Annotated in this window: 8 protein-coding genes; 3 read left to right on the top strand and 5 right to left on the bottom strand. The window is 65.7% G+C overall.

The window, feature by feature from the left end:
* Positions 1-575: 575 nt before the first annotated feature.
* The 3 genes from ACVINW_RS09030 to ACVINW_RS09020 all read left to right on the top strand — a co-directional run bounded on the left by ACVINW_RS09030 (position 576) and on the right by ACVINW_RS09020 (position 6,357).
* A complete protein-coding gene (locus ACVINW_RS09030) occupies positions 576-1,808 on the top strand; it encodes an efflux RND transporter periplasmic adaptor subunit (protein ID WP_456756349.1) in 1,233 nt (410 codons plus the stop codon).
* Entirely contained in the window at positions 1,805-4,978 is a 3,174-nt protein-coding gene (locus ACVINW_RS09025) for an efflux RND transporter permease subunit (RefSeq protein ID WP_456750961.1), read from the top strand. Before ACVINW_RS09030 ends, ACVINW_RS09025 begins: the two co-directional genes overlap by 4 nt.
* 188 nt (positions 4,979-5,166) lie before the next feature.
* On the top strand, positions 5,167-6,357 hold the full coding sequence (locus ACVINW_RS09020; protein WP_456750960.1) for an ABC transporter substrate-binding protein: 1,191 nt from the start codon (positions 5,167-5,169) through the stop codon (positions 6,355-6,357).
* 72 nt (positions 6,358-6,429) lie between these two features.
* Here the strand turns inward: ACVINW_RS09020 and ACVINW_RS09015 are convergent, their stop codons facing one another.
* The 5 genes from ACVINW_RS09015 to ACVINW_RS08995 all read right to left on the bottom strand — a co-directional run bounded on the left by ACVINW_RS09015 (position 6,430) and on the right by ACVINW_RS08995 (position 11,852).
* Positions 6,430-6,819, bottom strand: a complete 390-nt coding sequence (locus ACVINW_RS09015) for an MAPEG family protein (RefSeq protein ID WP_456750959.1) — start codon at positions 6,817-6,819, stop codon at positions 6,430-6,432.
* Positions 6,820-6,931: 112 nt separating this feature from the next.
* Entirely contained in the window at positions 6,932-8,017 is a 1,086-nt protein-coding gene (locus ACVINW_RS09010) for a lipocalin-like domain-containing protein (RefSeq protein ID WP_456750958.1), read from the bottom strand.
* Complete coding sequence (locus ACVINW_RS09005; RefSeq protein ID WP_456750957.1) at positions 8,007-10,466, bottom strand: FtsX-like permease family protein; 2,460 nt, start codon at positions 10,464-10,466, stop codon at positions 8,007-8,009. Before ACVINW_RS09005 ends, ACVINW_RS09010 begins: the two co-directional genes overlap by 11 nt.
* Positions 10,463-11,116 carry an ABC transporter ATP-binding protein gene (locus ACVINW_RS09000; RefSeq protein WP_456750956.1) on the bottom strand — a complete coding sequence of 218 codons (654 nt, stop codon included), beginning with the start codon at positions 11,114-11,116 and terminating at the stop codon, positions 10,463-10,465. The genes ACVINW_RS09005 and ACVINW_RS09000 overlap by 4 nt, the downstream gene beginning before the upstream one ends.
* A 40-nt stretch (positions 11,117-11,156) precedes the next feature.
* Entirely contained in the window at positions 11,157-11,852 is a 696-nt protein-coding gene (locus ACVINW_RS08995; protein ID WP_456750955.1) for a class I SAM-dependent methyltransferase, read from the bottom strand.
* Between the last annotated feature and the right edge of the window lie 153 nt (positions 11,853-12,005).

The raw sequence follows: 12,005 nt of genomic DNA, 5'->3' as shown, positions 1-12,005 counted from the left end.
AATTCATGCTTTGGCAACCATGACCGTATTGGCGATACTTCCGGGTGTCAATGTGTGTCCCGATGACAACCGCGCCGTTAACTACGATTCTGCCGTGCAGCGGGAGGTAGAGTGATGGAACTCGGCCGGTCTTGCCGTCTGCAGAACTGGTGGTTGTTGCGCCAAAAGTCGAATCGGCGGCGCTGTGACGAATTTGTGAAGCGCGCTCGCGTTGTGATTGATTTGAGGCTAACCGGTCCACGACCTCGCAGCTCGATAGGCCAGCCAAACTGCCCCTTTTCGTCGTCACGGTTTCGCGATCGCGTCGTAAGGCTTTCAGACTACGCAACTATTTGCTTGATCCGGCGGCCATCTTGAACAGACTGGATGGCGGCTACATCTGTGACGTCCGCTGCCGCGGCATCGCCGTGGTCCATCCGCGCAAAATCACGGCAATTTCAATTGCGACTTTGGTAGCCCTGCTTGGTCGTGCTTTCGTTGTTCTGGGGGAGAAGGAATTGGGTTCGATTGACAAAGCGGAGCGTGTGGCTCCGGCGACCGGCGTCGAGCGTCATTCGTTTCGTCGCCAGGGATTCATCAGGGCTTGCCGGCTCGGCCTCGCGCCGATCGGGTTGTTGGCCGCGCTGACGCTCGGCGGCTGCGACGACAAGAGCACGCAATCGCAGGCCGCGCCGCCGGCACCGCCGGTGACCGTTGCGCAGCCGGTCAAGCGCACCGTCACCGACTGGGACGAGTTCACCGGCCGCTTCGAGGCGATCGAGGAGGTGCAAGTCCGCGCCCGCGTCGGCGGCTTCGTCAACAGCGTCGAGTTCAAGGACGGTGCGATCGTCCACGCCGGCGATCTGCTCTACGTCATCGACCCGCGGCCGTTCGAGGCGGTGGTGCTGCAGGCCGAGGGTCAGCTCGCCGACGCGCGCGCCAAGGGCGAGCTTGCCAAGCGCGATCTCGAGCGCGGGCTGAACCTGGTGCAGACCAGCGCGGTCTCGGAGCAAGTCGTCGACCAGCGCCGTCAGGCGTTGCAGGCGGCGCGTGCCGCCGAGACCCAGGCCGAGGGCTCGCTGAAGGCGGCGCAGCTCAACGTCGAATTCACCCACGTGCTGGCGCCGATCACCGGCCGCGTCAGCCGGCACCTGGTCACCCCGGGCAACCTCGTGCAGGGCAGCGAGGGCGGCGCGACGCTGCTGACCTCGATCGTGTCGCTCGATCCGATCTACATCTATTTCGACGTCGACGAGGCGACCTACCAGCGCAACAGCAAGCTGTGGTTCGAAGGAAGGCGGCCGAGCTCGCGCGACACCGCGAACCCGGTGCAGGTGACGCTGACCGGCGAGACCAAGCCCTCGCATGAAGGCAAGATGGACTTCCTCGACAACCGCCTCGATGTCTCGACCGCGACGCTGCGCAGCCGCGCGGTGATTCCGAACAAGGATCTGTCGATTCTGCCCGGCCAGTTCGGCCGCGTCCGCCTGATCGGCTCCTCGCCCTATGAGGCGCTGCTGATCCCGGACACCGCTGTCGCCACCGACCAGTCGCGCAAGATCGTGTTCGTGGTCAAGGACGACAACACGGTGGAAGCCCGCGCGGTCACGCTCGGGCCGCTGGATGAAGGCCTGCGCGTGATCCGCGAGGGCCTCAAGCCGGAAGACCATGTGATCGTCGACGGGCTGCAGCGCGCCCGCGTCGGCGCCAAGGTGACGCCGAAAATGGCGCAGGCTCCGGCGGGCGACAAAGCCCTGGCGGGTGACAAAGCTCCGGCAGCAGCCACGCCGGCGGCAGGCGACAAGCCCGCGGCAGGTGCCAAGCCATGAATCTCGGCAGGCTTTCCATCAACCAGCCCATCCTCGCGATGGTGCTGTCGATCGTGCTGCTGATCGTCGGCGCGATCGCCTATCCGACGCTGCCGGTCTCGGAATATCCGCAGGTCGTGCCGCCGACCGTCACCGTCACCACGCAGTATCCGGGCGCCTCGGCGCAGACCGTGTCCGACACCGTCGCGGCTCCGATCGAGCAGGAGATCAACGGCGTCGAGGACATGCTGTATCTCTACAGCCAGGCGACCTCGAACGGCCAGCTCACCATCACGGCGACCTTCAAGCTCGGCACCGACCTCGACAAGGCGCAGGTGCTGGTGCAGAACCGCGTCGCCATCGCGCAGCCGCGGCTGCCCGAGGAGGTGCAGCGCAACGGCGTCGTCACCCGCAAGAACTCGCCCGACATCCTGATGGTCGTGTTCATGCTGTCGCCCGACGACACCTTCGACCAGCTCTACATCTCCAACTACGCGCTGCTGCAGGTCCGCGACCAGCTGCTGCGGCTCGACGGCGTCGGCGACATCCAGATGTTCGGCGCGCGCGACTACTCGATGCGGCTGTGGCTCGATCCCGATAGAATCGCCAATCTCGGCCTGACCTCGACCGAGGTGCTGGCGGCGATCCGGGCGCAGAATTTGCAGATCGCCGGCGGCCAAATCGCGGAGCCGCCGATCGCCGATCGCGCCTTCCAGCCGAACCTCGTGTTCACCGGCCGCCTCAAGGATATCAGGCAGTTCGAGGACATCGTGGTCAAGGCCGGCTCCGACGGCCGCACGGTGCGGCTGCGCGACGTCGCCCGCGTCGAGCTCGGCGCGCTGTCCTATGCCACCAACAGCTTCCTGCTGCGCAAATCCGCGGTAGCGCTGTTGGTGACGCAACGGCCCGGATCGAACGCACTTGCGACCGCCAAGAGCATCTCCGACACCATGGAGCGGATGAAGGCGACGTTCCCGAAGGGGCTCGACTACAACATCGGCTACAACCCGACCGAGTTCATCGCCCAATCGGTGCATGAGCTGATCAAGACGATCTACGAGGCGATGGCGCTCGTGGTCATCGTGGTGCTGGTGTTTTTGCAGGGCTGGCGGCCTGCGATCATCCCGATCATCGCGATCCCGGTGTCGCTGGTCGGCACCTTCGCGGTGATGGCCGCGCTCGGCTTCTCGATCAACAATCTGACGCTGTTCGGCCTGGTGCTCGCGGTCGGCATCGTGGTCGACGACGCCATCGTGGTGGTCGAGAATGTCGAGCGGCATCTCGAGCACGGCATGAGTAGGCGCGACGCCGCACTCAAGACCATGGAGGAGGTCGGCGGCGCGCTGGTTTCGATCGCGCTGGTGCTGTGCGCGGTGTTCGTGCCGACCGCCTTCCTCGGCGGCATCTCCGGCCAGTTCTTCCAGCAATTCGCCGTGACCATTGCGGTCGCGACCGCGATCTCCTGCTTCTGCTCGCTGACGCTGTCGCCGGCGCTGGCCTCGCAGATCCTGGTCCCGCATGAGGACAAGCGGCCGCCGGCGCGCTGGAATATCATCGCCCGCGGCTGGGACAGCTTTACCGCGTTGTTCAACCGCGTGTTCGACCGGCTGGCCCACGGCTATGCTGGTGTCGCCGACTTCGTGATCCGGCACACCGTGGTGATGGTCGTGATCTATCTCGCGCTGATCGGCAGCGCCGGCTGGCTGCTCGCGACCACCTCGCAGGGCTTCATTCCGGCGCAGGACCGCGGCTACGTCATCATCTCGGCGCAGCTGCCGGGCGCCGCGTCGCTGGCGCGGACCACGGCCGTGGTGCGTGAGATCGAACGAATCGCGCTGGATACGCCGGGCATCGTTCGCGTCGCGGCCTTCGCCGGCTTCTCCGGCGCGACGCGCACCCAGGCAGGCAACGCCGCGGCGCTGTTCCCGGTGTTCGACGAGCCGGAGGCACGGCTGAAGAAAGGGCTGACGGCAAACGCGATCACCGCCGAACTGCGCAAGCGGCTGTCGGTGATCCAGGGCGCCTTCATCATCGTGATTCCGCCGCCGGCCGTGCCCGGCATCGGCACCGGTGGCGGCTTCACCATCCGCGTCCAGGACCGCCAGGGGCGTGGACCCGAACTGTTGGCCGCCGCGACCGACGAACTGGTGCAGGCCGCGCGCAAATCGCCGAGCCTCACATCGGTGTTCTCGCCGTACTCCGCGAACACGCCGCAGCTGTTCGTCGATATCGATCGCGTCAAGGCGCAGAAGCTCGGCGTTCCCATAGCCAACATCACCGACACGATCGAGACCTATTTCGGTTCGACCTATGTCAACGACTTCAACCTGTTCGGGCGCACCTACCACGTCACCGCGCAGGCCGACCTGCCGTTCCGCAAGGAGACCACCGACCTTTCGCGGCTGCGGACCCGTAACGCCAATGGCGACATGGTGATGCTCGGCAGCATCGTGGACTTCAAGGACATCTCGGGCCCGGACCGCGTCGCGCGCTACAATCTCTACTCGGCGTCGGAACTGCAGGGTGAGCCGGCACCGGGCGTCAGCTCGACCACGGCGCTCAACACCATCAAGAAAGTCGCCAACGACACCCTGCCGAGCGGCTTCTCGTTCGAATGGACCGACCTGTCCTATCAGCAGGTCAACGGTGCCAATGCCGGCCTCTATGTGTTTCCGATCTGCGTGCTGTTCGTCTATCTGGTGCTGGCCGCGCAATATGGCAGCTGGACCTTGCCGTTCGCGGTGATCCTGATCGTGCCGATGTGTCTGTTCGCGGCCACCATCGGTGTGCGCATCATGGGCCAGGACGTCAACATCCTGACCCAGATCGGCTTCGTGGTGCTGGTGGGCCTCGCGGCGAAGAACGCGATCCTGATCGTCGAGTTCGCCCGCGACATCGAGCTCGAGGGCCGGCCACGGCTGGAAGCGGTGATCGAGGCGTGTCGGCTGCGGCTACGGCCGATCCTGATGACGTCGTTCGCCTTCATCCTCGGCGTGCTGCCGCTGGTGGTGTCGACCGGCTCGGGCTCGGAGATGCGGCAGGCGGTCGGCGTCGCCGTGTTCTTCGGCATGCTCGGCGTCACGCTGTTCGGCCTGGTCTTCACGCCGATCTTCTACATGGTGGTGCGCAACCTCGCGGAAGGAAAGAACGAGGGCAAGCCGGCGGAGCCTGCGGCGACCGTGGCGGGGTGAGCGTGGACCTCTCCGTCGTCATGCCCCGGTGCGCAATTGCGCACCTGGGGGCGTCGCGAAGCGGCGAGCCCGAAATGACGAGGTCAAGCCCATACTTTTGGCTGAGCGGAAATCGATGGGCAGAGGCGGGGTTATAAAATAATGTCGCGCCGATTTTTCCTGATAGAAACTGCTGGGAGAGCTTAAAAATGAAGTCGGGATTCTTGGCCGCGGTCGCGGCTTGCAGCCTGTTGCTTGCGGCGCCGGCGATGGCCCAGGGCGTCAAGATCGGCATCCTGAACGACCAGTCCGGCGTCTACGCGGATTACGGCGGCAAGTATTCGGTCGAAGCAGCCAAAATGGCGATCGAGGATTTCGGTGGCGAGGTGCTCGGCCAGAAGGTCGAGATGATCACCGCCGATCACCAGAACAAGCCCGATCTCGCGGCCTCGATCGCGCGGCGCTGGTATGACGCCGAGGGCGTCGACATGATCACCGAGCTGACCACATCGTCGGTCGCGCTTGCGGTGCAGGAACTCTCCAACGAAAAGAAGAAGATCGATATCGTGGTGGGCGCTGCGACCTCGCGCATCACGGGCGATGCGTGTACGCCCTACGGCTTCCACTGGGCCTTCGACACCCGCGCGCTCGCGGTCGGCACCGGGGGCGCGCTGGTGAAGACGGGCGGCGACAGCTGGTTCTTCCTCACCGCCGACTACGCGTTCGGCTACGCGCTGGAAAAGGACACCAGCGAGATCGTCACCCATGCGGGCGGCAAGGTGATCGGCTCGGTCCGCGTGCCCTTGAACTCGTCGGACTTCTCCTCCTTCCTGCTGCAGGCGCAGAGCTCGAAGGCGAAAGTCATCGGCCTCGCCAATGCCGGTCAGGACACCACCAATTCGATCAAGCAGGCAGCCGAATTCGGCATCGTCAGGGGCGGGCAGAAGCTCGCCGGCCTGCTGATGACGCTCGCCGAGGTCAACGGCCTCGGGCTGGACGCGGCGCAGGGCCTGGTGCTGACCGAAGGTTTCTACTGGGACCATGATGACCAGAGCCGCGCCTTCTCCGAGCGCTTCTTCAAGCGCACCGGGAGGATGCCGAGCATGATCCATGCCGGCACCTATTCGGCGACGCTGAGCTACCTGAAGGCGGTGAAGGCCGCCGGCACCAAGGACTCGGACGCGGTTGCCAAGAAGCTGAAGGAACTGCCGGTCGACGACGCCTTCGCCAAGGGCAAGGTGCTGGCGAACGGCCGCATGGTGCACGACATGTACCTGTTCGAGGTCAAGAAGCCATCGGAATCGAAGAAGCCCTGGGACTATTACAAGCAGCTCGCCGTGGTGCCCGGCGACCAAGCGTTCTTCACCGCCAAGGAAAGCGGCTGCCCGCTGACGAAGTGACGCGGCATCAAAGGTAGCGTCGTCCTGGCAAGACGCCAGGACGACGGCAGTGGCTGTGGCGCGATCGCGCTCTCAATGCACCAGCCGCCACACCGCGCCGCCGATCGCGCCGACCCACAGGACGATCGAGGCCATGGCCTGGATGGCAAATCCGGGGCTGCGTTTCGCTACCGCCTCGCGATAGCCGATGAAGTAGACGATGCGGCCGATCACCCAGATCGCACCGATCACGGCGGCCGCGGCATCGCCGATGTAAATCGCGAACAGCCAGAGCGAAGGCAGGAAGATCGGCATCCATTCCAGCGTGTTCATCTGGATGCGGAAGATGCGCTCGAAATCCGGATGACCTGAGATCGCCGGCAGCTTGACGCCATAGGCGACGCGGGCCCGCGCGACCTGCGTCGAGGTGAAGAAGTAGAACGCGACTGCAAGGCAGGTGACGATGGCCGTGTCATGGTACATGGCAGACGTTTCCTCTCGTTCCGTTGGTCCCGATGCATGACGGGGCTACAACGACCGGTGTGACTGGTCGGTTGATTTTTCTGCGTCGGTCTTCCGCCGACCTCTAGACTGGCTAGTACCCGGTCAGCTCAAGATATCCGATTCCGGCGTGGCTGCCCGCAAAGCGGATCGGGCCTTCCCAATAAGGGAAGCTGGTTCCCATCCAGGCCTTCGGATTGAGCGGCGCAGTCTCGATGGCGAGCCCGCGCGCGGGCAGGGTGACGCGCCATGATGTCGGCAGCTTGCGGCCGTCGATTTCGGTGGTTGCGATCGGCGTGATGCTGTTGCCGCTGGCTGCGATCTCGGTCGTGCGGCCGTCCGGCGTGATCCAGTTGCCGAACAGGTTCTCGCGGCCGTCCTTCTGGCGCAGCCGGTACAGCATCAGCTTCTCGTCGCCGGGCAGATGCAGGGAGAACCAGTCCCAGCCGGTCTGGTCCGATGCCAACGGCTGGCTGCTCCATTCGCGGTCCATCCAGGCCATGCCGGTGACGTCGGCCGGCCTGCCGTCGATCACGATGCGGCCGGATGCCTTATAGAACGGCTGGCTGTAATAATAAGAGGCCTGTCCGCGGTCCGACTTGCGGCTGTAGCCGCGGTCGCCTTGCAGGGCCAACGGACGGTCGGCAGCGAGAAGCAGCGTGGTGCTGAAGTCGGCCGCGGCGGCCTTCAGCTCGAGCGGCGCGATGCGTTGCGCGTCGAACGGATCGAGGCCGCGGAGCTCCCAGGCATCGATCCAGGCATGGAAGGGCGTAGCCTCGACGCCGGCCTGCCCAACGCCGCCGCGCGCAAAGGTCTCGCTGAAGCGATGCGTGGTGGCGCTGGTCACCGCGGCATGACCCATCCAGACCTGCTGGTTGGCCCAGCCCTCGACCGGGCCGCCCGGCGTCATCGCCTGGCGGAACAGCGTCCATTGCGCGCCATAGGCGGCACCATTCGCGTCGGCGAGATTCGCGGTGACGTACCACCACTCGATCCGGAATTCCGGATGCGGGCCGTGATCGGCGGGGAAAACGAATGGCTTGCCCGGAGTGACGGCGGCAAAGCCTTCGGCGCTCTCGCCGAGCCCTGCGAAGCCCTGCGCAAACGTTTTGCCGCCGAGTGCCAGCGCCAGCGTGCCGCCAGTGAAGACGCGCCGCGTGATGGTGCGGCTAGCGCTCATTGACGAAGGTCCGGATCAGGGTGGCTGGCTGCATGCGTGCCAGTCTGGCGACCGGCAGCGCCGCGGCACAGAGCGCGGCGGCCATTGCCACGGCAAGCAGCTCAATCAACTGCAACGGGAAGACATGGAAGGGCAGCCGCCAGCCAAAGGCTTTGACGTTGACGATTGCGAGCAGGCACCACGCCACCAGCAGGCCGAGCGGCAGCGCGAGCAGCGCGGTGATCAGCGCCACCGCCATGGTCTTCAACAGCTCCAGCGCCGCGAGGCGGCGCCGCGTGAGCCCAATCGCCCACAGCGGCGCAAGCTGCGGCAGCCGCGAACTGGCGAGCGTCAGTAGGCTGGTCAACAGCGCGATGCCGGCGACGCCGAGCGTGAACGCGTTGAGCGCTGCCGTCACCGAGAAGGTGCGGTTGAACACCCGCCTCGATTCCCGCTTCATCGTCGCCTGGTCGGCGACGTTGCGGTCGTCGAGGCCGAATTTCGCCTGCAACGCCGCGATCAGCGGCGCGATCTGGTCGGGCGCAACCCGCAGCCCGAGCCGGGTCTGCGGCGTCTGCGGGAAGCGCCGCGTCAGCGCGGCGAAATTGACCGCGATCTGGCCCTTGGGGTTGCCGTAATCGGCATAAATGCCGACGATCTCGAGCGGCCAGTTGCCGCCGGGGGCGGGCACCTCGATATGATCGCCGATCGCGAGATTCATCCGCCGCGACAGCTGCTCGCTGACGAGGCAGGTGTCGCCGGGGCGCAATCTGATCCACGCATTCGCGCTGCTTTCCAGCAACGGCCAGTTGTCGCGATAGGTCGCGTGGTCGGGCAGGCCGAGCACCTCGATCGGCGCGCCGCCGAGCTGGGTGTCGGCGCGCCCGCCGGGCAGAATCGCCTGAACCTCCGGCCGGTCGCGCAGCCAGGTCTTGATCTCCTTTGCCTGCGCATCGCTCGCGGCGCTGATATAGACATCGGCGGCGAGTCGTCCGTCGAGCCAGACCAGGAAAGTGCGGCTGAAACTCTCCACCATGGTGCCGACGCCGACATTGACGGCGAGCGCGAGCAGCAGCGCCATCAGCGCCAGCGACAGGCCGGAGAGCTGCTGGCGGCTGTCGGCCCAGAACCAGATGCCGACAGGGGCGCGCGCGCTGCGCTGGCCGAATGCGAGCGCGATCTGCAGCACCATCGGCAGGATCAAGGCCGCGCCGAGCATCAGCGCGGCCAGCACGGCAAAGCCCGCGATCAGGGAATTGCCGAACTTAATCAGCGCTGCTGCGACCGCGAACACCGCCAGCGCCGCCGTGCTTTGCAACATCAGCCAGCGCCGCTGTGCCTGCTGCCAGGCCTGCGGCTGCGCCGTCGCCAGCACCGGCATCCGGATTGCCTTGGCAAGACTTGCGGCGGCTGCGGCGAGCGCGCCCAGGATGCTGATCGCAATGCCGGCGAACCACCAGACCGGTTTCAGCGAAAGCTGGCCGGGGATCTGCGCGCCATAAAGCCCGCGCAGCGAGGCCGCGACGTCGGGCAGCAACGCTGCCGCGATGAAGTAGCCGCAGACCAGGCCGATCAGTCCGGCGACCAGCGCCAGCGACACCAATTCGATGACCAGCACGGTGTTGAGCATCCGCGCCGAGACGCCGCAGGCGCGCAGCGTGCGCAGCATCGGCAGCCGCTGCTCGAAGGCGAGCCCGATCGCGGAGTTGACGATGAACAGGCCGACGAAGAACGACAGCAGGCCGAATGCGGTGAGGTTGAGATGGAAACTGTCGGTCAGGCGTTCGAGATCGCTCTCGGCACTCGGCTCGACCAGTCGGAGCTTGTCGCCAGTTACGCTCTCAATCGTTGCGTGCGGTGCCTTAGTCCTGCCGACCAGCAGGCGCGAAACTTGATCCGGCATTTTCAGGATATCCTGCGCGATGCCGATATCGACGATCAGCGCGCCCGGCGCGAGCTCCGCCTGCACGCGCAGCGGGGGCAAGTTGATGCCGTTGGCCCGCGGCCGCTCGCCGTCCTTGAGACCGAGATCGCGCAGCGTCTCAGGCGCCACCAGCATTTGGCCTGGCGGCGTGACGAAGGCTTGCAGGCTGCCGCGCCCGACCGCCGGCGCATTGCCGACCTCGGACGGCAGCGTCACCGGCTCGACGCCGAGCAGCCGGAAGCTGCGTCCGTCGATCTGGACGCGGCCCTCCAGCATCGGCGACACCGGCCAGCCGGCGCGGCGCAGATCGACGAATAGTTGTTGCGGGAAGGTCGCGCTGTCCTTGCCGACCAGCATTGCGGTGCGTGAACCACCGAAGGTCGCGGCGGCGCGGTCATAGGCGATGCGGGCCTGCTGATTCAGCGCCTGTACGCCGCTCCACAGCGCGGTCGCCGAGATCAGCCCGATCAGCAGTGTCGCAAGCTGCATCGGATGCCGCCGCCAGTGGCTCAGCAGCACGGCGAGGATCCACAACGGGCGCCTCACGCCACCACTCCGGCATGCAAGGTGACCTGACGATCGAGCGTCGCGGCCAGCCGCACGCTGTGGGTGACCATCAGGAAGCCGCAGCCGGTGCGCATCACGAGATCGCGCGCAAGCCGCAGTACCTCGTCGGCGGTGTCCTCGTCGAGATTGCCGGTCGGCTCGTCGGCGAGCAGCAATAGCGGCTTCGGCGCCAGCGCCCGGCCGATCGCGATGCGCTGTTGCTGGCCGCCGGACAATTGCTCGGGATAGCGCTTCAGCAGGTTTTTCAGTCCGAGCCGCTCGACAAGTTCGTCGTGCCACGCCGCATCGTGCCGGCCGGCGATGCGCGACTGGAACACGAGATTGTCCGCGACCGAGAGACTCGGAATCAGATTGAACTGCTGGAACACGAGGCCGAGCCGGTCACGACGCAATTCGGCACGGCCGGCATCGTTGAGTCCGGAGACGATGATATCGGCAAGCGCGATCTCGCCGCTATCGGCGGCATCGAGCCCCGCGATCAGATGCAGCAGCGTGCTCTTGCCGCTGCCGGATTCACCGGTCAGCGCCACGCTCTCGCCGGTTGCAACGGCGAGGTCGACGCCGCGCAGCACCGCGACGTCTTCACCGGCAGAGCGGTAACTCTTGGTCAGGCCGGTGACGCGAAGCACCGCGGCGGTCTGGTCAGATGAAGCGATGGCCGTGCCTCATTCAAGGCTTCTGGTATTTCAGGACGAACTCGTTGATCGGCACCGGCGCCTTGAAGACGGGAATGTCCCTGGGGTCCTCCGCATGATGCAGGAAATCGCCCTCGGCGACCAGCTTGAAACCGGCGGCCTCGATCTCCTGCTTCAGGGTGCTCTCCTCGATCCGGTGCAGCGTCTTGGCGACGCTGGTGCCTTCGCCCGGCTTGGCCGAGTGGTCCGCGATCACGAGATAGCCGCCGGGCTTGAGCGCGGCGAACATCTTCTTGTTCATCGCGGCGCGATCGACCGGCAGATAGCTGATGTCGTGATAGAAAAAGAAGAAGGTGATCATGTCGAGGTCCTTGACGTCGGGCGGGATCGGATCGTCATAGTCCCGCACCACATGGACGACGTTCTTCATCGCAGGCGATTTTGCGCGGTCGTCGAACTTGTCCTTGACGAAGCGCTCGAGCACGCTGGCCGAATCCTGCGCGTAGACCTTGCCTGACGGGGCGACGGTGCGCGCCAGGAGTTCGGTGCTGTAGCCGGCGCTTGCCGCCATGTCGAGGATGGTCATGCCCGGCTTGACGCCGGCAAAGGCCAGCATCTTGGCCGGCTCGCGGCGCTTGTCCACCTGGCGATCCGCGTCGCTGCGATCGGGAGCGGCGACGATCGTCGCGTAATCGGGACTGGCGGCGTCTTCCGCGCGGACTGTGGGCATTGTGAGCAGCGTAGCGGACGCGAGCGCAGCGCAGGCGGCTGCGCGGAGGATCAATCTGTTCATGAAATAACCCCGGTTTTTCGTTGGCCCCGAACATAGCAGGGCGGCCGTGACAGTTCACCGCTTCAACGACGGCGACGACGTGATCGTGAT

The organism is Bradyrhizobium sp. USDA 4461 (assembly GCF_054055655.1).
This window is presented reverse-complemented; position numbering and strand designations above follow the sequence as displayed.

What these genes read in the sequence shown, in the direction of transcription:
- ACVINW_RS09025 (WP_456750961.1), top strand. Translation starts at nt 1,805, where the DNA reads ATGAATCTCGGCAGGCTTTCCATCAACCAGCCCATCCTCGCGATGGTG.
- ACVINW_RS09020 (WP_456750960.1), top strand. Translation starts at nt 5,167, where the DNA reads ATGAAGTCGGGATTCTTGGCCGCGGTCGCGGCTTGCAGCCTGTTGCTT.
- ACVINW_RS09015 (WP_456750959.1), bottom strand. Translation starts at nt 6,819, where the DNA reads ATGTACCATGACACGGCCATCGTCACCTGCCTTGCAGTCGCGTTCTAC.
- ACVINW_RS09010 (WP_456750958.1), bottom strand. Translation starts at nt 8,017, where the DNA reads ATGAGCGCTAGCCGCACCATCACGCGGCGCGTCTTCACTGGCGGCACG.
- ACVINW_RS08995 (WP_456750955.1), bottom strand. Translation starts at nt 11,852, where the DNA reads ATGCCCACAGTCCGCGCGGAAGACGCCGCCAGTCCCGATTACGCGACG.